At 64.4% G+C, this 25,056-nt stretch carries 25 protein-coding genes, 2 tRNA genes and 2 rRNA genes (1 of these 29 running past the window's edge); 17 read left to right on the top strand and 12 right to left on the bottom strand.

Annotated features, from left to right (window positions below; genetic code table 11):
- Positions 1–92: 92 nt before the first annotated feature.
- From ACQR10_RS29425 to ACQR10_RS29395, 7 genes are all read left to right on the top strand, one after another.
- Entirely contained in the window at positions 93–365 is a 273-nt protein-coding gene (locus tag ACQR10_RS29425; RefSeq protein ID WP_315805146.1) for a hypothetical protein, read from the top strand.
- A 365-nt stretch (positions 366–730) separates the two neighbouring features.
- Complete coding sequence (locus tag ACQR10_RS29420; protein WP_316218472.1) at positions 731–1,396, top strand: flagellar hook assembly protein FlgD; 666 nt, start codon at positions 731–733, stop codon at positions 1,394–1,396.
- A gap of 22 nt (positions 1,397–1,418) precedes the next feature.
- Positions 1,419–2,657 carry a flagellar hook protein FlgE gene (flgE, locus tag ACQR10_RS29415; protein WP_315805148.1) on the top strand — a complete coding sequence of 413 codons (1,239 nt, stop codon included), beginning with the start codon at positions 1,419–1,421 and terminating at the stop codon, positions 2,655–2,657.
- 2 nt (positions 2,658–2,659) lie between these two features.
- Positions 2,660–2,929, top strand: a complete 270-nt coding sequence (locus ACQR10_RS29410) for a hypothetical protein (RefSeq protein WP_316218470.1) — start codon at positions 2,660–2,662, stop codon at positions 2,927–2,929.
- 15 nt (positions 2,930–2,944) lie between these two features.
- Positions 2,945–3,397, top strand: a complete 453-nt coding sequence (locus ACQR10_RS29405; protein WP_315805150.1) for a flagellar protein FlgN — start codon at positions 2,945–2,947, stop codon at positions 3,395–3,397.
- A gap of 27 nt (positions 3,398–3,424) precedes the next feature.
- Entirely contained in the window at positions 3,425–5,182 is a 1,758-nt protein-coding gene (gene flgK, locus ACQR10_RS29400; protein WP_316218469.1) for a flagellar hook-associated protein FlgK, read from the top strand.
- A 15-nt stretch (positions 5,183–5,197) separates the two neighbouring features.
- The gene (locus ACQR10_RS29395) at positions 5,198–6,106 is read left to right on the top strand and encodes a flagellin (RefSeq protein ID WP_315805152.1); all 909 of its coding nucleotides are present in this window, start codon (positions 5,198–5,200) and stop codon (positions 6,104–6,106) included.
- 316 nt (positions 6,107–6,422) lie between these two features.
- On the opposite strand, the gene ACQR10_RS29390 is transcribed toward ACQR10_RS29395, so the two are convergent.
- The 8 genes from ACQR10_RS29390 to ACQR10_RS29355 all read right to left on the bottom strand — a co-directional run bounded on the left by ACQR10_RS29390 (position 6,423) and on the right by ACQR10_RS29355 (position 14,649).
- Positions 6,423–6,962: a hypothetical protein gene (locus tag ACQR10_RS29390; RefSeq protein ID WP_316182788.1), complete on the bottom strand. Its 540-nt coding sequence runs from the start codon at positions 6,960–6,962 to the stop codon at positions 6,423–6,425.
- A 140-nt stretch (positions 6,963–7,102) separates the two neighbouring features.
- Positions 7,103–7,501: a BA14K family protein gene (locus ACQR10_RS29385; RefSeq protein WP_316218468.1), complete on the bottom strand. Its 399-nt coding sequence runs from the start codon at positions 7,499–7,501 to the stop codon at positions 7,103–7,105.
- A gap of 123 nt (positions 7,502–7,624) precedes the next feature.
- Positions 7,625–8,407: an alpha/beta fold hydrolase gene (locus tag ACQR10_RS29380; protein WP_315805155.1), complete on the bottom strand. Its 783-nt coding sequence runs from the start codon at positions 8,405–8,407 to the stop codon at positions 7,625–7,627.
- A gap of 3 nt (positions 8,408–8,410) precedes the next feature.
- On the bottom strand, positions 8,411–9,706 hold the full coding sequence (locus tag ACQR10_RS29375) for an O-acetylhomoserine aminocarboxypropyltransferase (RefSeq protein WP_315805156.1): 1,296 nt from the start codon (positions 9,704–9,706) through the stop codon (positions 8,411–8,413).
- A gap of 92 nt (positions 9,707–9,798) precedes the next feature.
- Positions 9,799–10,419: a nitroreductase family protein gene (locus ACQR10_RS29370; RefSeq protein ID WP_315805157.1), complete on the bottom strand. Its 621-nt coding sequence runs from the start codon at positions 10,417–10,419 to the stop codon at positions 9,799–9,801.
- Between the two features lie 81 nt (positions 10,420–10,500).
- Positions 10,501–11,499 (bottom strand): aliphatic sulfonate ABC transporter substrate-binding protein, encoded by a 999-nt coding sequence (locus ACQR10_RS29365; RefSeq protein ID WP_434848868.1) that lies wholly within the window; start codon positions 11,497–11,499, stop codon positions 10,501–10,503.
- Between the two features lie 1,849 nt (positions 11,500–13,348).
- Entirely contained in the window at positions 13,349–13,636 is a 288-nt protein-coding gene (locus ACQR10_RS29360) for a hypothetical protein (protein ID WP_315805158.1), read from the bottom strand.
- A gap of 362 nt (positions 13,637–13,998) precedes the next feature.
- Complete coding sequence (locus ACQR10_RS29355; protein WP_315805159.1) at positions 13,999–14,649, bottom strand: TetR family transcriptional regulator; 651 nt, start codon at positions 14,647–14,649, stop codon at positions 13,999–14,001.
- A gap of 93 nt (positions 14,650–14,742) precedes the next feature.
- Here ACQR10_RS29355 and ACQR10_RS29350 point away from each other — a divergent pair, with 93 nt between their 5' ends.
- Positions 14,743–15,405: an O-methyltransferase gene (locus ACQR10_RS29350; protein ID WP_315805160.1), complete on the top strand. Its 663-nt coding sequence runs from the start codon at positions 14,743–14,745 to the stop codon at positions 15,403–15,405.
- A 77-nt stretch (positions 15,406–15,482) separates the two neighbouring features.
- On the opposite strand, the gene ACQR10_RS29345 is transcribed toward ACQR10_RS29350, so the two are convergent.
- The gene (locus ACQR10_RS29345) at positions 15,483–15,650 is read right to left on the bottom strand and encodes a hypothetical protein (RefSeq protein WP_315805174.1); all 168 of its coding nucleotides are present in this window, start codon (positions 15,648–15,650) and stop codon (positions 15,483–15,485) included.
- On the opposite strand from ACQR10_RS29345, the gene ACQR10_RS29340 reads away from it, so the two are divergent.
- Positions 15,571–16,170, top strand: a complete 600-nt coding sequence (locus tag ACQR10_RS29340) for an aspartate/glutamate racemase family protein (RefSeq protein ID WP_315805172.1) — start codon at positions 15,571–15,573, stop codon at positions 16,168–16,170. The two genes, ACQR10_RS29345 and ACQR10_RS29340, sit on opposite strands and share 80 nt — an antisense overlap.
- A gap of 12 nt (positions 16,171–16,182) precedes the next feature.
- Here the strand turns inward: ACQR10_RS29340 and ACQR10_RS29335 are convergent, their stop codons facing one another.
- Positions 16,183–17,541 (bottom strand): LLM class flavin-dependent oxidoreductase, encoded by a 1,359-nt coding sequence (locus ACQR10_RS29335; RefSeq protein WP_315805161.1) that lies wholly within the window; start codon positions 17,539–17,541, stop codon positions 16,183–16,185.
- A gap of 198 nt (positions 17,542–17,739) precedes the next feature.
- Between ACQR10_RS29335 and ACQR10_RS29330 the strand changes: the two genes are divergently transcribed.
- A complete protein-coding gene (locus tag ACQR10_RS29330; RefSeq protein WP_315805162.1) occupies positions 17,740–19,407 on the top strand; it encodes a tannase/feruloyl esterase family alpha/beta hydrolase in 1,668 nt (555 codons plus the stop codon).
- Positions 19,408–19,547: 140 nt separating this feature from the next.
- Positions 19,548–19,757 (top strand): PRC-barrel domain containing protein, encoded by a 210-nt coding sequence (locus ACQR10_RS29325; protein ID WP_315805163.1) that lies wholly within the window; start codon positions 19,548–19,550, stop codon positions 19,755–19,757.
- Between the two features lie 51 nt (positions 19,758–19,808).
- Here the strand turns inward: ACQR10_RS29325 and ACQR10_RS29320 are convergent, their stop codons facing one another.
- Positions 19,809–20,228, bottom strand: a complete 420-nt coding sequence (locus ACQR10_RS29320) for an NUDIX hydrolase (protein ID WP_434840423.1) — start codon at positions 20,226–20,228, stop codon at positions 19,809–19,811.
- A 267-nt stretch (positions 20,229–20,495) separates the two neighbouring features.
- On the opposite strand from ACQR10_RS29320, the gene ACQR10_RS29315 reads away from it, so the two are divergent.
- Positions 20,496–20,723, top strand: a complete 228-nt coding sequence (locus tag ACQR10_RS29315) for a hypothetical protein (protein ID WP_434840428.1) — start codon at positions 20,496–20,498, stop codon at positions 20,721–20,723.
- Positions 20,724–20,785: 62 nt separating this feature from the next.
- On the opposite strand, the gene ACQR10_RS29310 is transcribed toward ACQR10_RS29315, so the two are convergent.
- Positions 20,786–21,130, bottom strand: coding sequence for a hypothetical protein (locus ACQR10_RS29310; RefSeq protein ID WP_434840424.1), 345 nt, complete (start codon positions 21,128–21,130; stop codon positions 20,786–20,788).
- 208 nt (positions 21,131–21,338) lie between these two features.
- Between ACQR10_RS29310 and ACQR10_RS29305 the strand changes: the two genes are divergently transcribed.
- The 5 genes from ACQR10_RS29305 to ACQR10_RS29285 form a co-directional block, all read left to right on the top strand.
- Positions 21,339–21,626: a hypothetical protein gene (locus ACQR10_RS29305; RefSeq protein WP_434840425.1), complete on the top strand. Its 288-nt coding sequence runs from the start codon at positions 21,339–21,341 to the stop codon at positions 21,624–21,626.
- A gap of 530 nt (positions 21,627–22,156) precedes the next feature.
- Positions 22,157–23,645, top strand: a 16S ribosomal RNA gene (locus tag ACQR10_RS29300).
- Positions 23,646–23,878: 233 nt separating this feature from the next.
- Positions 23,879–23,955, top strand: a tRNA-Ile gene (locus ACQR10_RS29295).
- A gap of 155 nt (positions 23,956–24,110) precedes the next feature.
- Positions 24,111–24,186: transfer RNA gene (locus tag ACQR10_RS29290), tRNA-Ala, on the top strand.
- 486 nt (positions 24,187–24,672) lie between these two features.
- Positions 24,673–25,056 (top strand): 23S ribosomal RNA (locus ACQR10_RS29285); it runs 2,462 nt beyond the window's last position.
- The 16S and 23S rRNA genes sit together here with 2 tRNA genes alongside, the layout of an rRNA operon.

The raw sequence follows: 25,056 nt of genomic DNA, 5'->3' as shown, positions 1-25,056 counted from the left end.
GGTTGCGGTCGATCGTCACAATTGCCGATATCAATTTCGTTCGCGGGCTGAATGCTTTATGACCAAGCTGGAAGCGCTGGATTGGGCGGACGATGGACGTCAGGGAATTCGAGGATCTGATCGGCAGGCTGGGTGAGGACCTCTCGCGCTGGCCGGCGGAGCAGCGTCAATCCGCTGCTGATCTGCTTGCGTCCTCCCCCGAAGCCGATCGATTGCTATCCGAGGCACGTCTCGTTCGTGAGGCGCTGTCGTCGCCGCCGGTTCGTGCACCCGCCGGCCTGACGTCGCGTATCCTTGCTGCGGCCCATCGCCTGGCCCAAGAGGAAGCGGCAACCCCGCCGGCTGACGCCCATCAGCCCGGCTGAGCCTTAGCCAGGACCGCGCTTGCGCGGCTGCGCTTCGGCCGGTCGGACCTCGCCGCTGGAACCGCAACACCATCGCAACTGTCATCTCGCTCAGTTTCTTGAGCTCGCTTGCGCGCGAATCGAGGGCGCCCGAGTGCGACGACGGCGAGCCGTGGCGCCGATGCAGATCGGGGCCTCGCACCAGGCGATTTTTGCCGCCTCTGCGCAACAGCGCGGCGGCAAATTCTGCCGTCGGATCAACTAATTCGATCGACTAATTGTGCGCCTGGAATCGGCGCTCTGGCCGTTTGATCAGCAAACGCCTTCACGACCGCGTGGTCGTGCTGTGTCCCGCCGCCGCTCGCGGCGCGAGCCGGAGTTCTGCCATGACCGTCACCGCCGCGAGTTCGTCGACCGCGACCACCTCATCGACATCATCGTCCAGCGACACATCGCGTACGACGCTCAGCTCGACCGACTTTCTTCAGCTGCTGGTGAGCGAACTGCAGAACCAGGATCCGCTCAACGCGACCAGCGTGACCGACTTCATCAACCAGATGACGTCCTACGCCAATTTCACCTCGCAGCAGTCGCTCAACAGCAGCATGACCTCGCTGGCCGGCTCGTTCTCGAGCCTGGTGACGCTGAATTCGGTGAACTACATCGGCCACACCGTCGAGGCCAAGAGTGACACTGCCGTCCTCTCGAACGGCTCGGCGACGTTCGGCTATTCGCTGTCGTCAGCAGCGTCAAACGTTTCGATCTCGATCAAGGATTCCTCCGGAAGCACGGTCTGGACAGGCACCGGGACCGGCAACAAGGGCGCCAATTCGATCACCTGGGACGGCACCGATTCCAGCGGCAATCAGCTCAGCAATGGCGGCCAGTACACGATCTCCGTGACGGCGACGGACTCCGCGGGCACCTCGGTCCTCAACTACACGACGGTCATCGGGACCGTAACCGGCATCGACACCTCGACCAGCACGCCGTCGCTCACCGTCGGCGGCGTTCCTGTCAGCGCCAGCAACATCATCGGCGTCACCTCCTGACCGCATTACCCGGAGTACAATCATGAGTCTTTCTGGAGCCCTGTCATCGGCGATCTCGGCGCTCAACGCGCAGAGCTCGTCGCTCGCCATGATCAGCGACAACATCTCCAACGCCGATACGACCGGATACAAGACCACGTCCGGCCTGTTCGAGCAGCTGGTGACGGCATCGAGCAGCTCGAAAGCCTATTCCTCGGGGGGCGTCTCGGTCTCCGGCCGTGCCAACATCACGCAGCAGGGGCTGCTGGCCGCCACCACCAACGCGACCGACGTCGCCATCCAGGGCTCGGGCTTCTTCGTCGCGACCAACTCGACTTCGGCCGGAGGCGAGACCTTCTACACGCGCAACGGCGCGTTCACGACCGACAATGCCGGCTATCTCGAGAACGACGGCTACTATCTCGAAGGCTGGCGCACAGATGCGAGCGGCAACGTGGTCGGCAACGGCCTCGAGCCGGTCAATACCAAGGTGGCGCTGACGAATGGTGGGGCGACGACCAAGACGTCGCTTGCGGCCAACCTGCCGGCCGATGCTGCGAGCGGAGACACCTTCAGCAGCTCGATGACGGTGTACGATTCGCTTGGCCAGTCGCATACGCTCAATGTGACCTGGACCAAGTCGGCGACGGCGAACGAATGGACTGCCGATGTCGCGCCTGCCACGGCGTCGGACGGCACCGTGACGAGCGGCACCTATACGATCGATTTCAACTCTGACGGCTCGCTGAGCACGGTCTCCTCGACCAATCTCGGCATCACCTGGAACAACGGCGCCGCGGCGAGCTCGATCACGCTCAGCTTCGGCACCACCGGCGGCGGCACCGACGGTCTGACCCAATTGTCGTCCGGCAGCACGACGCCGAGCGTCTCCAATTTCAGCGCCAATTCCGACGGCATCTCGTTCGGAACGCTGAGCAGCATTTCGGTCGGCAAGAACGGTCTTGTCGAGGCGACCTATTCCAACGGCCAGACGGTTCCGATCTACAAGATCGCGGTGGCGACCTTCGCCGATCCCAATGGCCTCGTGGCGCATAGCAGCGGCATGTACACGTCGACGGCGACATCGGGCAACGCGACCCTGCAGGCATCCGGCGAGAATGGTGCAGGGACCATTTACGGTAGCGAGCTGGAGTCGAGCACGACCGATACCACGGGCCAGTTCAGCAGCATGATCTCGGCTCAGCAGGCCTATTCGGCGGCGTCGCAGGTGATCTCGGCCGTCAACAAGATGTACGACACCCTGATCTCGTCGATGAGGTGATCATGGTCGACCTCAAGAGGGAGCGGCTCGGCGAGGGCGAGGTTCTGCTGAAGAAGCTGCGGCGGCTGAGACTGCGCGCCGCGACCGCCGGCAAGGACGACCGCGTGCAACTGTTGGCCTTGATCGACGATATCGAAACGGTCCGACGAAAGCTGCTTCGCGAATGTGCGCTGCTCGACGAGGAACTCAAGGTCGCCACCGTGAGGGTGACGGCGCTGAATACCTATGCCCGCGTCGCGCAGATCAGTCGCCGACCGCAGCGTGAACAGTAAGAGGGGAGCGACAGGATGAAACACGCAATTCAGGCCGATCGACGGCCCGCAAGCGAGGACGAGGTGCGGACCTTGATCGCGCTGATCGACGAACTCATCGCGGTGGTGTCGGAGGAGAATGTGGAGCTCGCCAAGGGATTGCCGGCCTCGCGCTCGAAGCAGCTCGACGACAAGAACCGGTTGGCCGGGTTGTTCGAGCAGCGGGTGGCCGAATGCGCCAGGCAGACGGCAAGCCTCGACGTCCGCGACCGCGTCCTGCGCGAGCAGCTCATGGAGCACATCCTCAACCTGCGTGGCGCGATGGATGAGAACCTCGTGCGGCTGCGGGCCGCGATCGAAGCCAGCAATCGTCGCATCGAGGCGGTCATGCAGGCGATCCGCGAGCAAATCGCAAATGCCTCCCCCTATGGAGCCGGTGGACGTCGTACCGCGCGTGCGACATCGTGCGGAACCAATGTGAGGGCGTGATGGCCAGCCAGCAGCGGGAGTAGGGCAATGTCGCTCGACATAGCACGGTTGGTCGCCTTCAGCGGCATCTCGGCCACGGAGCTGCAGATCAGCGTGGCGTCGTCGAACATCTCGAACGCCGACACGAAGGGGTATACGCAGAAGACGGCCAACCAGGTCACGAACGTGACCGGGGGAGTTGGAACCGGCGTTTCCATTACCGGCATTTCAAGCAATGTCGACAAGCTGCTGCTGAAATCCCTGATCGGAGCCAACTCCGAGCTCGGCGCGGCCGACACCACGAACAATTACCTGACGCAACTCCAGCAGTTGTTCGGCAGCGCGTCCACGTCCGGCACCTCGACGACGGGAACGTCGCTGGCAAACTCGCTGGCCTCGCTGGAGTCCGCTTTGTCGTCGCTGGCGAGCTCGCCCAGCAGCGTGTCGCTGCAATCGGCCGTGGTCAGCGCGCTGGACGATTTCGCCAGCCAGCTGCGCAGCACGTCGAGCGGCGTGCAGACGCTGCGCGCCAATGCCGACAAGGACATCGCGTCGTCGGTCCAGAGCGTCAACGACGACCTGCAGCAGGTCGCCGATCTCAACGTCGAGATCCGGAAGATGGCGGCGTCCGGCCAATCGACCGCGGATCTCGAGGACGAGCGCAACGCGGCGCTGCAGGACCTGTCGTCCTACATGAACGTCAGCTACTACACGGCGTCGAACGGCGATCTTCAGGTCTATACCTCGTCGGGGCGGGCTCTGGTCGACAGCTCGGCGCACACACTGAGCTATACGGCCTCGGCGAATGTCTCGGCGGCGTCGAGCTATGCGTCCGGCGACTTCAGCGGCATCACGGTCGACGGCGTCGACGTCACGTCCCAGATCACGTCGGGCAAGATCGGCTCGCTGGTCACGTTGCGGGACGAAACCCTGCCGGCCGCGCAGACCCAGCTCGATCAACTGGCCTCGCAGCTGAAATCGGCGCTGAATTCGATCACTGATAGCGCGTCGGCCGTTCCACCTCCGACTACCCTGACCGGATCGGCGAGCGTCAGCAGCACGACGGCCCTGGCGGCATCCGGAACGGTCCGCATCGCCGTGGCTGACCAGAGCGGCAATCTCGTTTCGTATCAGGATCTCGACCTGTCGTCCTATGCGACGGTGGGCGATCTGGTCACGGCGCTCAACGGCATCTCCGGCGTCTCCGCCTCGATCGATTCCAGCGGGCACCTGTCGATCAGCGCCACGTCGTCGTCGAACGGCATCGCGATCAACGACATGACCAGCGCGATCGGCGGCAGCGGCTTCGCCGGCTATTTCGGCATGAATGACCTCGTCACCGGCACGAGCGCGGCCAATTTTGCCGTCAACAGTAGCATCCTGAGCGGCGCTGCCGGTCTTCCGACCGGCACGCTCGACGGCTCCGCGACCCTGACGACCGGCAGCCAGGTGCTGACGGCCGGCTCGGCGACGGTCATCAACGCGCTCATCGACAAACTGACCGGCTCGACCAGCTTCGCCTCGGCCGGCGGCCTGAGCGCAACGAGCGGTTCGTTTGCCGACTATGCCGCGGCGATCGTCGCCAATGTGGCCAGCAAGGCGTCGCAGGCCGCGACGGCCTACACCGCGAAATCGACGGCCCAGTCGAGCTATGCGAGCTCGCTGTCCTCGCAGTCGGGCGTCAACCTCGACGAGGAGACGGCGCGGCTGAGCTCGCTGCAGAACAAATACGCTGCCGCCTCGCAGCTGATCTCCGTGATCAACAGCATGTTCTCGTCATTGCTCACTGCCGTGCAGTCGACCTAGTCCGGAGCGCCTATCATGACGATGCGGATTGCGACATTCTCGAACTCCGACCAGATGATCGCGAGCGCGCTGCGGACGCAGGCGACCATGGCCAACCTCCAGGTGCAGGAGGCCTCGGGGCTGAAGACCGAGTATCTCGCCGGTTATGGCGCCGACACCCAGCACGTCGTCAATCTGCAGGTGTCGGTCACGCGGGCGCAGTCCTATATCGATGCCGCGACCCTGGCCGACAGCAAGGTGCAGGTGATGTATTCCGCCGTGGGACAGGTGTCGGACATCGTCAGTCAGCTGCGCACGGCGCTGAGTGCTGCGAGCTCCGGCAGCAGCACGGGAACCACGTCCGCGATCAGCAGCGCGCAGCAGTTGCTGCAGCAGATGGCGGGCATCCTGAACACCCAGTATGACGGGCAGTATCTGTTCGGCGGCGGACGAACCGCGACGGCGGCGGTCGACACGTCGAGCTTCGCCTCCGGCACGGGATCGCTGACAACGACGGATAGCAGCTACTATCGGGGCGACGGCGAGCTGGCCTCGGTCCGGGTTTCCGACGGGCAGTCGGTCACCTATGGCGTCACCGCCGACAACCCGGCGTTCGAGGAGGTCATGCGGGTCCTGAAGTTCGTCGCCAACAGCTCGACCCTCTCCGGAACCGACGTCACCTCCGCATTGACGCTTGCCGATCAGGCGGTGGACGACGTCGCGACGGTGCAGGCCAAGCTCTCCGACGCGGCGTCCCGGATCGAGAGCGCGAAGTCGCAGCAGACCGATTACAAGAGCTATGCCGAGAGCCTGGCGACCGACCTGACCAGCGTCGACGTCGCTGCGGTCACCGCCCAGCTCTCGACATATCAGGCCCAGCTCACCGCGAGCTATACCGCCATCTCCAAGATCCAGAGCCTGAACCTCGCCAGTTACCTGCGCTGAGACAGCAGCACTGATTGCGGTCGGCGGGATGGGCATGGGCGGATCAAGGAAAACGCGAAAGCTCAGCAGCTCCATCTGCGGGAAGAGGATGATCAGGACGCCGAGCTGCCGAGGAATTTCGCACTGGAGTCGTCTGCGCCTTCGTCGCCACGGTCATGGGTCTCGCGCAGATCTGGTGGGTGATGGCGCTCGGCGCAATGAGGCGTTGGCAGCATTTGCCGTGGCGCGATCATGACGAGTCCGTCATCCGCGCGGCGGAGGTTGCGCATTGACGTGCCGGTGCGTCGGGCGAGCCCCACGCACCGGCGAACTCACGTCACCAGCGATGATGGGTGCGGATCACGCCATGGCCGTGGCGGTGTCCGAAATGACGGCCGCCGTGCCAGCCATGATGATGGCCCCAACCCGGACCGCGGTAATAGCCGTAGCTGTGCCGCCACGGCCGCGGGCCATAGGAATAGCCGTAGCTGCGATAGACCGGGCGCGGCGCGTAGCTGTAGCCATAGCCGCCGTAATAGGGGCGGTAGGCCGGGTAGTAGCCGCCATAGCCATAGGGGTAGGCGGCGTAGCGATACCCGCCGTAATAGGGATAGGGCGCGTAGCCGCCATAATAGGAGGGCGCGGCGATCGCTGATCCGATCACGGCCCCCGCCAGCAGCCCCGCGCCGATCGCGGCACCGCCGCCCCAGCCGCCATGCCAGCCGCCGTAGCGGACCTGGACGGCATGCGCGCTTTCGGCGCCCGGTTTGGCGGCTGCTGACAGCGACGTCAGCGGCGCAGCCGAGACCGAGTGCAGCGTGGACAGAGAAAGTGCGCCGGCGATGGCGAGCGTCGCGGCGGCTTTGAAGGTGACCATCCTGGTGTCTCCCGTTGATTCTGGGTCATGCTCAACCGGAACAGACGATCTTCGTTGCAGTCGTCGCGACGGACGTTTTGTCGCGCGCCATTGGTCCAGGTGGCGGTCGATGCCGGAGACCGGCATCGACCCTGGTGTCGTTACGGGCAGGAATGGCGCAGGCCGTCATTGCCGAGATAGGTGCCGGAGCCCGGGTCGTAGGACTGGAAGCGCTGGGCGCAATAGGCCTGGGCATTGGCGGCCTCGGCGCGGCTGTTGGCGATCGCGCCACCGATGATCGCGCCGGCCGCCAGACCGCCCAGGGCCGCGGCACCCGCACCGTAGCCGTGCCCGCCATAGCGATGGCCGTAATAGCCGTGGTGATGACCGTAGCCGCCGCGCCAGTGGCGATACTGCACCTGCTGCAGCTCGGTCGCGTTCTGCGTGGCGGCGGCCGGCGCCGGATGGTTCGGCAGCAACGGCGCGGCGGCGAGCGGCGATGCGGTCGCGAGCGTCATCGTTCCGATGGTGGCGACCGTGAAAAGTTTGCGCAGATCCATCTGCGTGCTCCTTTCTGTTCGTTATGCGGAGGGCAACGGCTCGCCGCCGTCCTCCGTTCCGCGCCGCGACGGAGCATGTCGGCGGCACGAGGTCGCATCCCAGAGGGGAACCGTGACCGCAAGCTACTCGATCAGCGCATCGAGCAGCGCATCCGGACATTCTGTCATCATCGTATGCCCCGCGCCGGGCAGCACGATGGTGCGCGATTGCGCGATCGCAGCCGCCAGCGCCTTGCCGGCTTTCAGCGGCGTCATCATGTCCTTCTCGCCGAGGATCAGCCGCGCCGGCACCTTGATCTTGGCCGCCGCCGCCAGCGCATCCTGATAGGCGTTGCAGGCGGAGAGATCGTTGAACAGCACGCCTGGCGCGCAGCGCTCCAGGGTCGCCTGCGCGCCGCCATGCATCCACAGCCCCGGCGCGCGGCTGCCGCCGAGCTCGGCGGCAAAACCGAGGCCCCAGATCGAGACCATGTCGATGGCGGCGTGATCATTGGCTTCGGCGGCGTTCAGGAGGTCAGGCCCGACTGTCATCGTGGCCGCGGTGCCGATCAGGCTCAGCGCCGACACGCGATCGGGATGGCGGGCCGCGGCATCGAGCGCGATCAGCGAGCCCATCGAGTGGCCGATCAGGTGCGCAGGCTTGGCGTGCACCGCCTGCAAGAGCGCGACGATCCAGTCGGCCATCGCAGCAATGGTCGGCAGCGCCGGGCCGGCCGAGCGGCCGTGGCCCGGCAGGTCGGGCGCCAGCACGGCAAAGCCGTGATGGGCGAACCAGCGGCTGTGCAGCGCCCAGACCGAATGATCGAAGCCGGCGCCATGGATGAAGACGACGGCGGGCAAGGACGAATCGAACTCGCGGCCGCCCGTGGCGGCGAAGACCTCATGATCTCCGATCGACAGCTGCATGGCTCACACCTTCTGCGAGGCGCGCAGCGCCTGTCCGAGATCGTCGATGATGTCGCCGGCCGCCTCGATGCCGACGGAGAGCCGGATCAGCTCCTCGCCGATCCCTGCCGCGGCGAGCTGGGCTGCGTCCATCTGCTGATGCGTGGTCGAGGCGGGATGGATCACCAGCGTCTTGGCGTCGCCGACATTGGCGAGATGGCTGATCAGCTTCAGGCTCTCGATGAACTTGCGTCCTGCGGGACGTCCGCCCTTGATGCCGAACGAGATGATCGAGCCGGCGCCGCGCGGCAACAGCGCCTTGGCGAGCGCATGGTCCGGATGCGTCTCCAGCGAGGGATGCAGCACCCAGTCGACGGCCTTGTTGGCCGTCAGCGCCGCCAGCACCGCGGCGGTGTTGGCAACATGCCGCTCCATGCGCAGATGCAAGGTCTCGACGCCCTGAAGCAGGTGGAACGCGTTGGTCGGCGACAGGCAGGCGCCGAAATCGCGCAGGCCCTCGGTGCGCGCGCGCATGATGAAGGCGGCTGCGCCGAACTGCTCGTCGAAGACGATGCCGTGATAGCCGGCATAGGGCTCGGTGAGCTGCGGGAACTTGGCCGAGGCGCGCCAGTCGAACCGGCCGCCATCGATGATCGCGCCGCCGATCGCGATGCCATGGCCGCCGAGCCATTTGGTGGCGGAGTGCATCACGATGTCGGCGCCTTGGGTGATCGGCTGGCTGAGAAAGGGCGTCGCGAAGGTGTTGTCGATCAGGAGCGGCACGCCGGACGCGTGCGCGATCGCCGAGACCTTGGGAATGTCCAGTACCTCGAGGCCGGGGTTGCCCAATGTCTCGCCGATCAGCAGCCGCGTGTTCGGCTTGATCGCGGCGCGGAAACCGTCGTGATCCCTGGGCTTGACGAAGCTCGTGGTGATGCCGAAGCGCGGCAGCGTGTGGGCGAGCAGATTGATGGTGCCGCCATAGAGCGAGGAGGAGGCGACGATGTGATCGCCCGCATTCAAGAGCGTGGCAATGGCGAGATGCAGCGCCGCCTGGCCGCTCGCGGTGCAGACGGCGCCGACGCCGCCCTCGAGCGCGGCAAGCCGCTCCTCGAGCACGGCCGTGGTCGGGTTGGAGATGCGGGTATAGATGTGGCCGGCGCGCTCGAGATTGAACAGCGCCGCGGCGTGCTCGGTGTCGTCGAACACGTAGGACGTGGTCTGGTAGATCGGCACTGCGCGGGCGCCGGTTGCGGGATCCGGGTGCTGGCCCGCGTGCAGGCTCAGGGTCTCGAAGGCGGGCGGTTTCGGCGGCGGCATGCGGATCAACTCTCCTCAAGCAGAACGCGTCTTCTGCCACAGATTTCGCCGTCCGTCAGGGGCGGCGCGGCACGCCGCCCCTGACGCATCGATCAGCCGGCGAAGCGCTGCGGGAAAAGGCCAGCCGAGGCGATCTCGGCGATGGAGAGACGTGCGCTCGGCTTCTCGCGCTCCTTGAGCATGGCCGGCAGCTTGTCGCCATCGCCCTTGCGGCCGACCGCGATCGCGATCTCCACGGCGAAACCGTCGGGGACGCCGAGCGCCGTCTGCGCGGCGGCGACGTCGAACCCGCTCATGCCGTGGGTGACCCAGCCGGACACCGCCGCCTGGTTGGCGAAATTGGCCCAGGCCGCGCCGGCATCGAAGGAATGCGTCCGCGTCGGTGCCGGCTCGGTCTTGCCCGCCGGGATGAAGGTCTTCTTCGACAGCACGTAGACGATCGCCGCGGCATGCTGCGCCCAGCCGCGATTGAACTCGACCAGCGGCGCCAGGAAGGTGTCGAACTCGGCCGAGCCGCGCAGCGCGTAGAGGAAGCGCCAGGGCTGCGAGTTGTAGGAGGAGGGGGCCCAGCGCGCCGCCTCGATGAAGGTCAGGAGCTCCGTTTCGGGCAGCGCCTCGTCGCTGAAGCCGCGCGGCGACCAGCGATCGACGAAGATGCGATGCGCCGGATGCTCGGTGATGCGATCGGTCGGCGGGGGAAGATGGGCAGTCACGGTGGTCTCCTTCGTTCAGGCCCGTCGTCGGGCCTCGTGCCGCGCCTCGCTGCGGAGCACAATCCTCGGCCCCTGTGTGGCTCACGGCGCCTTGGGAGTCCAGATCGCCAACGCAGATGTGTCCACCTTGACCGGCAGCACGCGCTCGGCAAGGAAAGCGTCCGCGATCTTCTGCTGCTCCGAGAGGCCGGCCGCGGTGACCGCGCCGACCTGGTAGGAGCGGTGGCTGTTGGCCTCCTCGACGGTGGCGGCATCGATGCCCCAGAGCGCCGCGAGCTGGCCGGCCGCGGCGGCCGGATTGGCCTTCACCCATTTGCCGGTCTCGACCAGCTTGCCATAGATGACGTCGAGCGCGTCGCCATGCTTGGCAGCGTAGTCGGCAGCGGCGAGATAATAGCGCTTGTAGCTGGCAAGCCCGTCGCTACCGTCGGCGAGCACGCGCGCCCCGGACTGGCGGATGGTGCTGGTCAGGAACGGATCCCACGCCACCCAGGCGTCCACATTGTTGCTGACGAAAGCGGTGCGGCCGTCGGCGGGTGGCAGATAGGCCGGGGTGATGTCCTTGAAGGTCAGACCAGCCTTGGCGAGCGCCGACAGCAGCAAATAGTGGCTCCCCGCGCCCTTGGTCACCGCGATCTTCTTGCCTTTCAGATCGGCCAGCGTCCTGGTCGGCGATGCCGTCGCCACGAGGATCGCCTGCGCCGACGGCGAGGCGGCTTCCTCCGCGACATAGGCGAGCTTCGCGCCCGCGGCCTGCGCAAACACCGGGACGGTGTCGGCAACATCGGCGCCGAAATCGATGCTGCCGATGTTGATCGCTTCCAGCAGCGGCAGGCCGCTGGAGAATTCGTGCCAGGACACCTTGATGCCGAGCGGCGCCAGCACCTTCTCCAGCTCGCCATTGCTCTTGAGGAGAGCAATCAGGGTCGAGGACTTCTGATAGCCGATGCGCAGCGTCTCGGCGGCGTCGGCTTGCGGCGTGGCGAACGCGCCGAGCACGGCGAGCGCCATCACCAGGACGCCGCGGCGGGCGAGATGCGAGGATCGCGCGCGGCGCAGTCCGCTGAAGGACGGGGTCATTCGGAAATCTCCCAAACAGGCGATGGCGTGCACTTGTCCCGGATCATTCGCAGGATCGGGAGTGTTGCGCAATTTTGCAGATCGGTTCGGATGGAGAGGAAAGTTCTTCATGTGGCCGCGTCGCGAGAAGTTTGTTTTCTTGGCGCGTGAGAGACCCGGTGGACAGCCGCTCGCATCCTCGCGGCGCGCATGGCGTCCGAGATGTGTCTGCCGTTCGTCCCTCTTTCGATGAGAGGGCACAGGGAAGGCCGGGCGTCGACTGACACCCATGGCCCGCGTGCAAAAAGGAAGCACGCGGCGGTTACCACAGGATCAGCCGGACATCCGGCCTTCCCTGCGCAATGGGCTTACGGCTTATACGCGATCTCCCCGGTGCGCCGGGCTTTCTGGCCACCGTCATCCGCTAGACACGCAAGCATCTTCGCGAACTTGATACTAGCGTCGGAGTATCAGGACCACGCGATTTCGCCGTCCGGCTCCCCTCGTTCGTCCGCGCGCTTGACGCACGCTGCGACGAGAACCGGCCATCGCATCCCGCACCAACGTTTCGTGACGTTCGCGAAGCGCCCCTCTCGATCGGGCGGGATGGCGCTATTCAATCATGAATTCTGAAAAAAAGAAACAAGAATATTTTTCGTCGCGGGACTGGACAGGGCAAATCAGCCTGAGAATGCGGGCGAATTCCACTTCGTCGCGCACGCGCGAGGAGAAGCCATCGGCTCGTCACGCAAGCCCTGGGGCTTCGGCATATCACAATCAGCTTGTGCCCCTCTGCCGCGACGTCATGGCAGGGCCTCGGCCCGGCCATGACGTCTTAGCGACTCTCCGCAGAGGTCTGGGCGGGCATGTCCGATCGAACTGCCTTGCATCTGCCGGCCGAAATGAAGCGCGGGGGCTCATGAGCGGATTTGGCCGAAGCCCGCATACTTGCGCGGTGCAGCAAGCCAGCAGCCATGGGGGGCAGGAGCCGCGGAGCGGGCACGTTCGGGAGGACAGCCCGTGACTAAGGCAGACCTCTGCGATCGAGTCGGCGGCGTCCGCATTCAGCGCGTCGCGGACATCCCAGGCGTAGACCGGAAGGTCGGAGATGGGCCAATGGATTAAACCGCTCGCGCGGTAGGGCACGCCGGCCGCCCGAATGTGCCGCGCCGTCAATCATGCGGCCGGCGTCCGAAACCCTTCACAGAAGCGGAAGTGCCGGCCATTGTAGTGCTTGTTAATTACGGTGCGCGCCGACGGCACCAATGATGCCAATAAACAGGCCGAAAAAAATGGAAACCACCACCATCAGAGCATTCACTAAGGCTGCTCCAAGTTCTGGCCCTGAAACACGAAGTAGCAGGACGACAAGAAGCCCCACACCTCCCACGCAGAGTACTGGCAAAACCGCGCGCCGCCGCGCGGCGAGCCGCTTGGATGGGCTCGCCAGCTCATAGTCCCGGAACAGGTTCCAGGCCCAACGAGATGATATCTGGGCACTAACGATTATAATGATTAGACAGACAATGAGTAAGTACATTGAACGTTGTCCTTGGCGCCAGCCGTTGCCAAGCGAAGGTCGGGGGACGGCCAGTAGCGTATATTGATTGCGTCGACCTTAAGGATACATTGAACATCAGCCGTATCAGAGCCATTCAAAGCCAGAATCTCACGCTGAGAAAAGCTGACTGATCACGCCCGGCGGTGAACTGGGAACAGTCCCATCATAGGTCCGCTCTGGGTCAAAGCGACCTCCGGCCCTCCGGCGGCTTACTTCCGGTTGAAACCAGAATGCGGACTTCACGACCACCGACCGTGAGATCCGCGACGGACTAACAGCAGACATCCAGTGCGCTGGTTTCACGTTGACTTAGTCGCCACAAACGCCACGGCAAACTTGCACCACAGCGGGACGTCGCTGGCGAACTTCGAAGAAGTCATCGAAATAGACGAGGCCCAGATCGATGAGCCTCCGCGTCAGAGTTGCGAGTGCCTCTGGACCGAAGCTTGGACCAAAAGAGAGTAGCTCCTCATCAGCACCGCGCGGCTTATCCGTCTCAAGGGCATTAAGTACGGCCTGATACGATACGCCCCTTTCGGTCAAGGCGCGCCGACGGATGACGATCCCGTATTCAGCAGTGACGGCAACGAAATTCATTCTCACTCCGTTGGTCGTGAGATATCTCCGAGCCTCACATTTACCGAACCATGCGACGTCTTCAATGGGTCAATTCGCGACTTGATTGGACGCCTCATCGTGTCCGGAATTCGCCCTTAACCGACAATCACGGACTCTGATGAGAGGTCCGTCGTTGGCTGCGGACCCCCGACCTGCGGCGCTGCATCAAGTCGGCGGCGATCTGGGATACGACGGCATCAAGTCAACGGAGCGTCGCGGCGCCCCGTGGCCGTGCAGAGGTTCCCAGTTTGCGTGGGAGAGGCGTGGATGCGCGGGACAAGCCCGCCCATGGCGGGAACACCCCGAGAGGCCGCTTGACCGGAGACACGCCGGCTCTAGGACTACCCGGCCTTACGCCTGTGAGGCTTGTTCGCGGTGGAGAGGTACGCACAGAACATGTCGGCCATCGCATCGGCATAGGCCGATATCTCGGCCCGGCTGCGCGGTGTCTCCGAGAAGCGCTTGCCGACCTGGCCGAGCGTCGTCTTGATCAGATCGGCGGCCCGCGCGCGCTCGGCCTCTCCGGCACCAGGCAGCACCTCGCGCATGAAGGCGAGCATGGCGCGGCGGCCACTGGCCCTGGCCTGGCGTGCCTCGGGCGCGTCGCGATAGAGCGGGGCGGCGTCGTAGAGTGCGCCGCGCACGGCGGCCTCGTCGCACTCCGATTGCAGGAACGCGTGAACGAGGGCGCGCAATCGCGTCAGAGGCGGACGGCGGGTGTCCTCCAGAATGCCGTGCAGCAGTTTCGTCGTCTGCTGCCACTCGTCGCTCTGCAGCCTGAACAGGATCGCCGCCTTGTTCGGGAAGTACTGATAGAGCGAGCCGACGCTGACGCCAGCCTTCTCGGCGACACGGGCCGTGGTGAAACGTTGCGCGCCTTCCTTGGTCAAAACCTGAACAGCCGCCTGCAGAATGGCCGCGACGAGGTCGGCCGAGCGTGCCTGTTGCGGCAGTTTTCGCGGGGAAATCGGGGCTTTTCGAGCCGGGGCCATGGAGCGTTCCGAAATGCGATTAGCGAATGCGAATGATTATTCGTATTCTGACTTCGACGCAAACGACACGCATCGAGAATACGGAGAATATCGATGATCACCCTGACCACCCAGCCGGTGGCGCCGCTGCTGGATCGCCTGCTTGCCGAGGCCACGTTGCTGCGGCCGGAGACGAGCCCGATCTTCGCCGGCATGGCCGAACGGGGCGCGCAGCTGATGCGCAGCAGGTCCGGCCATGTCGAGCTCTACACGCAGCTCAAGGACTTTCCGTTGCCCGTGTCGCGCGACACCGGCATGCTGCTCTACATGCTGGCGCGCGGCGTCGGTGCGCGATCGATCGTCGAATTCGGCACCTCGTTCGGCATCTCGACGCTGTTCCTCGCCGCGGCGCTGCGTGACAATGGCGGCGGCCGGCTGATCACCACGGAGTTCGAGCCGTCCAAGGTCGCCCGTGCCCGTGCCAACCTCGCGGAGGGCGGGCTGGCCGATCTGGTCGAGATCCGCCAGGGCGACGCTCTGCAGACGCTAAGCGGTGATCTCCCGGACGCGATCGACCTGGTTCTGCTCGACGGCGCCAAGCCGCTGTATGGCGATATCCTGGCGCTGCTCGAGAGCCGGCTCAGCGCCGGCGCGTTCATCGTCGCTGACAATGCCGACCACAGCCCCGACTACCTCGCCTACGTCCGTTCGCCTGATAACGGCTATCTGTCGGTGCCGTTCGGCGACGAAGTCGAATTGTCGATGCGGATCGGGTGAGCCGGCGGCGGCGAACGGCGATGCCCGCCACCCTCATAGGCGAATGGGGCTGGAGTTGACGTTTGGCCGACGATTGTTCACGAGGAGAGCTTCGTCATCTGAGCAACCGTCCTCATGCCCCGCATCCTCCTGATCAATCCCAACAGCTCGGCCACGACCACCGCGATGATGGTCTCGATCGCGGCCGCCTGCTGCGCCGGCCGGGCCGAGGTGGTCGGCGCGACCGCGACGCGGGCGCCGGCCATGATCGTGGATGCCGAGGCGCTGGCCGCATCGGCGGCGGAAGTGGTCGATATCGGCCGCGCGCATCGCGATGCTTGCGACGGCATCATCGTCGCGGCGTTCGGCGATCCCGGCGCCGCGGAGCTTGGCAGCCAGTGCTCGCTGCCGGTGGCGGGCATCGGCGAGGCGTCGATGCGCGAGGCCGCAGAGGGCGGGCGGCGCTTCGGCGTTGCCACGGTGACGCCTGCGCTGGTCGCGAGCATCGCGGGCCTTGCAGACAGGCTGAACCTGTCCGCGCAGTTCACCGGGACGCGTCTGACGCACGGCGACCCGGCCGCGCTCGCCGTCGATCCGGCGCGGCTTGCTGCCGCCCTGGCTGACGCCACGCGCGCCTGTATTGCCGAGGACGGCGCCGAGGCCGTGATCATCGGCGGCGGGCCGCTGGCGCAGGCCGCCGATCAGTTGCAGCGGCAATTCGCCGTGCCGATCATCAAGCCGATCGAGGCGGCGGTGGCCGTGTTGCTGTCGCGTCTGTCGGGCTGAGTGCCAGCAGCATTACGGCCGGTAGCCCGCCGCGGGATGCGGGGCCGCGAGCCGGGCACGGCCGAACAGCTTTTCGCGCAGCGTCCCCGGCTGGTAGGCCTTCTTGTAGCGGCCGCGTCTGGTCAGCTCCGGCACCAGCATGTCGGCGACATCGGCAAAACTCTCCGGTGATAACGCAAAGGCGAGGTTGAGGCCGTCGACCCCGGTCTGCTCGATCCAACTCTCGATGAGATCGGCGACCTTCGCAGGCCCGCCGACGAACACCGGGCCGATGCCGCCGATGCCGACATGCTCGGCAACCTCGCGCACGGTCCACACCCGGTCCGGATCGGCCCGCGTGACGTTGTCCATCGCGCTGCGGCCGGCATCGTTGAGCACGTGGCGGACCTGCTGGTCGAGGTCGTAGGTCGAGAAGTCGACGCCGGTCCAGCCCGACATCAGGGTCAGCGACGCCTCGTGGTCGATGTAGCGGCGATAGTCGGCGAACTTCGCCTCGGCCGCCGCATCGGTTTCGCCGAGCACGACGGTGGCGATGCTGAAGATGACAATGTCGCTGCCCGCGCGACCCGCGTCGGCGGCGGCCTGGCGGATCGCGGCGACGCGCGGCGCGATGATCTTGGCCGACGGGCCGGACATGAACACGCATTCGGCATGCCGGCCGGCGAACACGCGGCCGCGCGGCGAGGTGCCGGCCTGATACAGCACCGGCGTCCGCTGCGGCGACGGCTCACAGAGATGGATGGCGTCGAGCTGGTAGTTCTCGCCGTGATGGCTGACGCGGTGAACCTTCGTGGGATCGGTGAACACGCCGCTGGTCCGGTCGCGCTTGACGGCGTCGTCCTCCCAGCTGCCTTCCCACAGTCTGTAGACCACCTCCATGTACTCGTCGGCGACGTCGTAGCGGTCGTCATGCGCGGTCTGGCGGTCCTTGCCCATGCCACGCGCGGCACTGTCGAGATAGCCGGTGACGATGTTCCAGCCGATGCGGCCTTCGGTCAGATGATCGAGCGTCGACATCCGCCGCGCGAACGGGTAGGGCGGCTCATAGGACAGCGTGCAGGTGACGCCGAAGCCGAGATGCTCGGTCACGGCGGCCATGGCCGAGATCAGCATCATCGGATCGTTCACCGGCACCTGGATGGCGTGACGGAGCGCCGCGTCGGGGTTGCCGCCATAGACATCGTAGACGCCGAGCACATCGGCGAGAAACAGTCCGTCGAAGCGGCCGCGCTCCAAGGTCTTGGCGAGGTCGAGCCAATAGGGCAGGCGATTGTAGTCGGAGGACCGGTCGCGCGGATGCCGCCACAGGCCGGGCGACTGGTGCCCCACGCAGTTCATCGCAAACGCATTCAACCTGATGTCCGCAGCCATGATGTCCCTCGGCGCTTCCTCGACGCCCATCAGATGGCACGCTTCGGCCGACGTTTTCAATCGCACCCCTGCGCACGGCCGCTTGCGGCGGGCGCAGGCTTGGCTATGGTCGGAAGCGATCGAGCGCGCCGCGAAGCAACGACGATGCGTGACGGGCTTTGGCCCGCAGGTGTGGGGACGACTGTGAGGACGACCGTGATGACGATCCGTGTGACGGCGCTGACCGCGGTCTTGCTGACGACGTCCGCCATGGCGGCCGCGCAGGCGGAGGAGTTCAAGGCGAGCTGCGCCACGCTGGCGCAAGGCTTCTCCGGCAGCGGCCGCATCGTCACGGCGGAATTCGTCGCTGCAGGCGGTGTGCAACTGGCGCCGCCCGCGCCTGCGGGCGCGACCGCACCCGCGCCGGATCACTGCCTGATCCGGGGCAAGATCAACGAGCGTACCGGCATCGACGGCAAGCCCTATGCTGTTGGCTACGAGCTGCGATTGCCCGCGACGTGGAATGGCAAGTTCGTCTTTCAGGGCGGCGGCGGCGTCGACGGCGTGCTGCGCCCGGCACTCGGCCTGCTCACCGGCGCGACGCCGCCCAACGGACTCTCGAACGGCTATGCCGTCGCCTCGACCGACTCGGGCCATCTCGAGGAGCCGGGGCCGCTCGGGCCGTATCTGTTCGGCCTCGATCCGCAGGCGCGGCGGGACAAGGGCTACAGCTCGATCCCGCCGGTGGCCGCGGCGGCGAAGGCCGCGGCCGAGAAGCTGTACGGCAAGGCACCGCGCCGGTCCTACTTCGCTGGCTGCTCCAACGGCGGCCGGCAGGCGATGGCGGTGACCCAGCGCTTCCCCGAGCTGTTCGACGGCGTCATCGCCGGTGCGCCGGCCTATCGCGTGCCGCTGGCCGGCATCGACGTGATCGCGCAGGAGCAGGCGCTGCTGGCGATCGCGCCTCCGGGACCTGACGGCAAGGCCGATGTGGGCAGCGCGCTGACCGACGACGACCTGAAGCTCGTCGCCGATGCCGTGACCGCCTCTTGCGACGGCGCCGACGGTGCCAAGGACGGCATGGTGCAGGATGTCATGGCCTGCCGCTTCGATCCGGCCGTGCTCGCCTGCAAGGAGGGCGAGAGCGCGCAATGCCTGTCCGCTCCCAAGCTGAAGGCCGTCAGGCTGATGTTCGACGGCAGCCGCAATTCCATGGGCGGATTGATCTATGCGCGCTGGCCGTATGATCCCGGGCTCGCCGCGCCCGGCTGGCGCGCCTGGAAGCTCGGTACGCCCAAAGCGAGTCCGCCCAATGCGCGCAATCTCACGCTCATTCCCGGCGGCGTCGCCTATGATTTCATGAGCCCGCCGGAGACGCCGGAGGATCTCGTCGCCTGGGTGCGCAATTTCGATCTCGACCGCGATCCGCGGAAGGTGATGAAGGGCGCCGGCGGCTTCGACGCCGGCATGGAATATGAGGCCGCGACCTCGACCGATCTCGACGCCTTCAAGGCGAAGGGCGGCAAGATGCTGTTCTATCACGGCACGGCCGACCCGATCTTCTCGGCGCTCGACACGATCGACTATGTTGATCAGCTCAAGACCAGATACGGCCCTGATGCCGACGGCTTCGCGCGGCTGTTCCTGGTTCCCGGCATGAACCATTGCGGCGGCGGACCCGCCACCGATCAGTTCGACTTGCTGAGCGCGCTGGACCGATGGGTGGAGGGCACGGCCGCGGCGCCCGAGGCGATCCGGGCCACCGCGCGGCGCGCGCCCGATGTGCCATGGCCCGGGCGCACACGCGATCTCTGCGCGTTCCCGAAGGTGCTGACCTACAAGGGCAGCGGCAGCCTCGAGGATGCGGCGAATTTCGAGTGCCGCTGAACCGGTCGTGCATGTCGTCTGCGCGGTGCACGATCACTTGATGAGCGGTTGAATTGGGATGGGTACGAGCCGATCTATCCGCCAGCGCCGGCCTGTCTCCGCAGCGTTGCGGCTCCCATCAGCCCTCAGACCGTTCAATCATGGTTGCCGTCAAGACGCGAGCCTTCACCATTCTGTGCGAGTTCGAGCACGCCCAGACCGAGCTGATCGGGAAATGCGTGGCCTTGAGCGACGGCAAGGCGGGAACTGTCGAGCAGGTGTATCTCGACGAGCTGCATGGGTTGCGCATCACCCTCAGCGGTCATGACGGGCGCTGGCCGGTGTCGACCATCAAGTTCACGCAATCCTGAGCGGCGGCGTTGGTCTCGGATCTGGAGCGCTCAAGCGATCGAGCGGCTTGATCAACGCTGCTTGGCGTGCCCGCTGGCAAAGCTCTCGATGAGGCGCCGCAGCTTGGCCCGGTGCACGCGACGTGCGGCTTCCGCGGCGGGCAGCCAGGCCAGCTTCCGCTGCCCGCGTTCGGGATAGCGTCCATGCTGCTTGGTCACCTTCAGCGGGTAGAGCTTGACCTCGCACGGGATCTTCCGCTTGCCCTTGCGCTTGCTGTGCTTGAAACGGCCGAGCGGCTGGCGGCCGATCTTGCCGCGCAAGCCTGCCTCTTCATACGCCTCGATCGCCGCGACCCGATGCGGACCCTTGCGGAGGATCGGCGAGCCCTTCGGCACCGACCAGCGCTGCTTGCGCCGGGTGGTGATCAGCAGGATGCTGAGCTGCGCGGCCTCGATACGAAAGGGCAGGGCCGCAAATTGCTTGTGCTTCATGTGACCCCCTTTCGTCGAATGCCTTGAACCATACACCGGCTCGATTGGTTCCTGAGAGAGCTGCCGGAAAACCTGGGCCGCTGCATATCAAATGATCCGAGAGCGGGCCGGCGCCGCGGCTACCGTCGATGATCCCGGCGCGGCCGGCCGCTGCTGGTCTGCCGTCCGGACGACGTTGGTCACGGCCGATTCACCTATGTTGATGCGCGCGGCATCGCCTGATCTAGAGTTGTCGATGCGCATCAATGAAACTGGATGCAATCCCGCATGGAAGTAGAAGGTCAAAAGAAGCGGCGCCGGCGTGTCAAGCAGACGATGTCGCTGGGTGAGCGGTTGCTGGAGATGGCGCGCGAGGCGCGAGACAGGGCGAAACGTCTGCCCCCGGGCATCGAACAGGCCAGGCAGCTGCGGCGCGCCCGCGAGGCCGAAGCGATCGTCGAGCTCGATCGCTTCCTGACGGCCCCAGCACGCAGCACGCCGCCGCGGTCGCGTTGACGCCGTCTCGCGCCGGCCTCGGACGACGTGGCGCGACGCCGCGGAGGTCACCACGCAGCAGGTCACCAAGCAGCAATGTCGACCGAGCAACGAATGTTGACCGAGCAACAATGCCGCGGCTGCTTTTGCGGCATGCGGACCCGAATTGATGCAGGCATCGCTGCAGCGACGCGCTCGACAGGATCGACGTCCTGAGCGACCGCAACGACCATGCGTTGCGCAAGGCAGTCCAGAGACGCGAGCACGATCACACCATTTCCAAGGCCGCGCGGATTGAAGCATGTTTGGCTGGTGGCGAGGGCGCCCTCGGCTTCACGGCCGACGGGCGTTTTTTTGGGACGCGGGACGGACGACGTGTCGCGTTGGGGGTGCTCTCGACCGGCTCCGTCCGGCGTCGTCGCGCGCATCGCTGATCTGGCTGCGGCCGCGAAGGCGAGAGCGCCGGGCTGGTGGTATTTCCGGAGCTTGCGGCAATAGGGCTGACCGAATCCGGCCGAGACGGCGAGCCAATTCCCGGCCGCGTCACCGCCAGGCTTTGCGGATATCGCCGATCCGTATCACCGGCGTCACTTCGGTGTTCGCGGTGGCGAGAGCAATGCCAGTTCGCATTCGCGAATGTGTGCGACGCCGCGAATTTCGATCCCGGGCTCAGCGGCGTGTTCGGTGCGGAACCATTGGCGTTTCCGCGTCCGCGCCGCGATCGTCGCAGGCGGGGAGGGGATCGCGACCGTCGAAATCGACACCCGCAATCTCAGCGTCTGTTCGACCAACCTTGTCCGGCGGAAGGATGTCGTCCTGCATGCCCATGCCGCGCTCGTATCGTGCGCCGGTGCAACCGAAGGCGGGCAATTCCCGACGCTGCGCGCGCCCACCGTTCCAAAATGGAACGGAAACCGCGTGTGAGGGGTTCGAGCGTGGGGGCGACAGCGCTATCCACATTTCTGCACAGCCGTCGCAAAAAGTTCTTGCGCGGGATGCGGCATCGCACTATCTCACCACCACGCCAGCCGGACATCACTGATGACTGAGGCACCCGACTTTCGGGACCGACGTTGCTTTTCGTCTGACTGGCTCCTGAGTTTTTCTTCAAGAAATGCTCTTGACGGTCTCTGAAAATCGGCTATGTGAAGCGCCCCGGACATCGGGACTTCTTCGGCGAAACAGACGATCGAAGATGATGCACTAAGTAGTTCGAGCGAACTAACAAGTGCGGGCTGTTTGACAAGTAAAGATGAAGAAAGAGAAACGTGGACGGCGGAGTCCTTGCGGATCTCGGGGTTGAGAGCTTCGGCTTTTGGTTCTGAGATCGGACGAGAAGACTTCGGCGGACAATGTTTCAAAGGTAACACCATGGTTTTCGCGCTGTGAAGCGTGGAGATCGATTGGTGGGACCTCGTCAAACGTTGTGATCAGCCGGTTCAAAGCTTCAAGTTCAACTTGAGAGTTTGATCCTGGCTCAGAGCGAACGCTGGCGGCAGGCTTAACACATGCAAGTCGAGCGGGCGTAGCAATACGTCAGCGGCAGACGGGTGAGTAACGCGTGGGAACGTACCTTTTGGTTCGGAACAACACAGGGAAACTTGTGCTAATACCGGATAAGCCCTTACGGGGAAAGATTTATCGCCGAAAGATCGGCCCGCGTCTGATTAGCTAGTTGGTGGGGTAATGGCCCACCAAGGCGACGATCAGTAGCTGGTCTGAGAGGATGATCAGCCACATTGGGACTGAGACACGGCCCAAACTCCTACGGGAGGCAGCAGTGGGGAATATTGGACAATGGGGGCAACCCTGATCCAGCCATGCCGCGTGAGTGATGAAGGCCCTAGGGTTGTAAAGCTCTTTTGTGCGGGAAGATAATGACGGTACCGCAAGAATAAGCCCCGGCTAACTTCGTGCCAGCAGCCGCGGTAATACGAAGGGGGCTAGCGTTGCTCGGAATCACTGGGCGTAAAGGGTGCGTAGGCGGGTCTTTAAGTCAGGGGTGAAATCCTGGAGCTCAACTCCAGAACTGCCTTTGATACTGAAGATCTTGAGTTCGGGAGAGGTGAGTGGAACTGCGAGTGTAGAGGTGAAATTCGTAGATATTCGCAAGAACACCAGTGGCGAAGGCGGCTCACTGGCCCGATACTGACGCTGAGGCACGAAAGCGTGGGGAGCAAACAGGATTAGATACCCTGGTAGTCCACGCCGTAAACGATGAATGCCAGCCGTTAGTGGGTTTACTCACTAGTGGCGCAGCTAACGCTTTAAGCATTCCGCCTGGGGAGTACGGTCGCAAGATTAAAACTCAAAGGAATTGACGGGGGCCCGCACAAGCGGTGGAGCATGTGGTTTAATTCGACGCAACGCGCAGAACCTTACCAGCCCTTGACATGTTTGGGACCGGTCGCAGAGACGTGACCTTCTCTTCGGAGCCCGAAACACAGGTGCTGCATGGCTGTCGTCAGCTCGTGTCGTGAGATGTTGGGTTAAGTCCCGCAACGAGCGCAACCCCCGTCCTTAGTTGCTACCATTTAGTTGAGCACTCTAAGGAGACTGCCGGTGATAAGCCGCGAGGAAGGTGGGGATGACGTCAAGTCCTCATGGCCCTTACGGGCTGGGCTACACACGTGCTACAATGGCGGTGACAGTGGGAAGCTAAGGGGCAACCCTTCGCAAATCTCAAAAAGCCGTCTCAGTTCGGATTGGGCTCTGCAACTCGAGCCCATGAAGTTGGAATCGCTAGTAATCGTGGATCAGCACGCCACGGTGAATACGTTCCCGGGCCTTGTACACACCGCCCGTCACACCATGGGAGTTGGCTTTACCTGAAGGCGGTGCGCTAACCAGCAATGGAGGCAGCCGACCACGGTAGGGTCAGCGACTGGGGTGAAGTCGTAACAAGGTAGCCGTAGGGGAACCTGCGGCTGGATCACCTCCTTTCTAAGGATGGCTCTTCAGCATGATCTTCGGATCGACTGGTCTTCGGACCTGTCAGCTATCGAGCTGTTTTAGAAACATCAGGGGCCATCAAGATCGCCAGATCTTGCTTGAGCTCCATTGGCGGGATTTCGCCGTCTTCGTTTCTCTTTCTTCGCGGACGAACACGCTGCCTGGGGCTGCGCGGTTGCTGCATCGGCCCTCACGGGCAGGGCGGTGACGAGCTTCGAGCGTTAGGGCTTGTAGCTCAGTTGGTTAGAGCGCGCGCTTGATAAGCGTGAGGTCGGAAGTTCAAGTCTTCCCAGGCCCACCAGCCTTCGCGCCTCACGGCGCTTCGGCTCGGCAAGCCAGAAGATGCGCGAAGGCTGTCGCGCCGTAGCCCAGTTGGGCGAAGGCGGACTGGTCAACGCGAGCTTCGGCTAGTTATCGTCTCGACGATCGCGCTGCTGCATTCGTCTTTCCGAGTATGGGGCCTTAGCTCAGCTGGGAGAGCGCGTGCTTTGCAAGCATGAGGTCGTCGGTTCGATCCCGACAGGCTCCACCAGCCTTCGCAGGCTACGCCTGCTTCGGCTCGGCAAGCCAGAGTGCAGCGAAGGCTGCCGCGCCGGAGCCCACTTGGGCGTAGGCGGGCTTTTTGCCACCGTGTTCAAATTCGTCCGCGAGACAACATTTCGCATCTTCTGGTCCTCACCGGGACTACAGGAGACTGCGTGTTATCTGACATCGTGAAGAGGAGATCGATCCGAGTAGGGTCGTGCAATGAGCGCCACCGCGCAAGCGGTCCGCGTTCGACTTTGCACCGACGCCTTCACTATCTCCGGGTCATTTCGGCGCAGGCTGGAAGCTGTGAAGCATCCTGTCTGTTGTAAATGACTCTGTTCGCTGCGCTTGACCGCACGGCGATCGGTTCGATCTTAAGAAGCAAGCTGGTCTTTCTAATCAGTGTCCTCGCTGTCTCTAACGCCGGTCCTTCGGGGCAGGTGAGAGCAGTGAACATTCTGCCGAGTGTGTGGACATTGATAATGAGAGCAATCAAGTGCCTTAAGGGTGTTCGGTGGATGCCTTGGCGCTGAGAGGCGATGAAGGACGTGCTACGCTGCGATAAGCCGTGGGGAGCTGCGAAGAAGCTTTGATCCGCGGATTTCCGAATGGGGAAACCCACCTTCGATAGCCGGAACTCCAAGACCTCGAGTCTTGGTGTTCGATTGGGAGACCGAGAGAATTCAAGGCCGTGAGGTTTTGGATTTCCGGTTATCAAGAGAAGGTATGAGACTTCTGAATACATAGGAGGTTTCAAGCAAACCCAGGGAACTGAAACATCTAAGTACCTGGAGGAAAGGACATCAACCGAGACTCCGCTAGTAGTGGCGAGCGAACGCGGACCAGGCCAGTCATGAATGTAAGCCAACCAGAA

The sequence above is a fragment of the Bradyrhizobium sp. HKCCYLRH2060 genome (assembly GCF_051168135.1).
Lineage (GTDB): Bacteria > Pseudomonadota > Alphaproteobacteria > Rhizobiales > Xanthobacteraceae > Bradyrhizobium.
The sequence above is the reverse complement of the archived record's forward strand: the minus strand, read 5'-3'. Positions and strand labels throughout refer to the sequence as shown.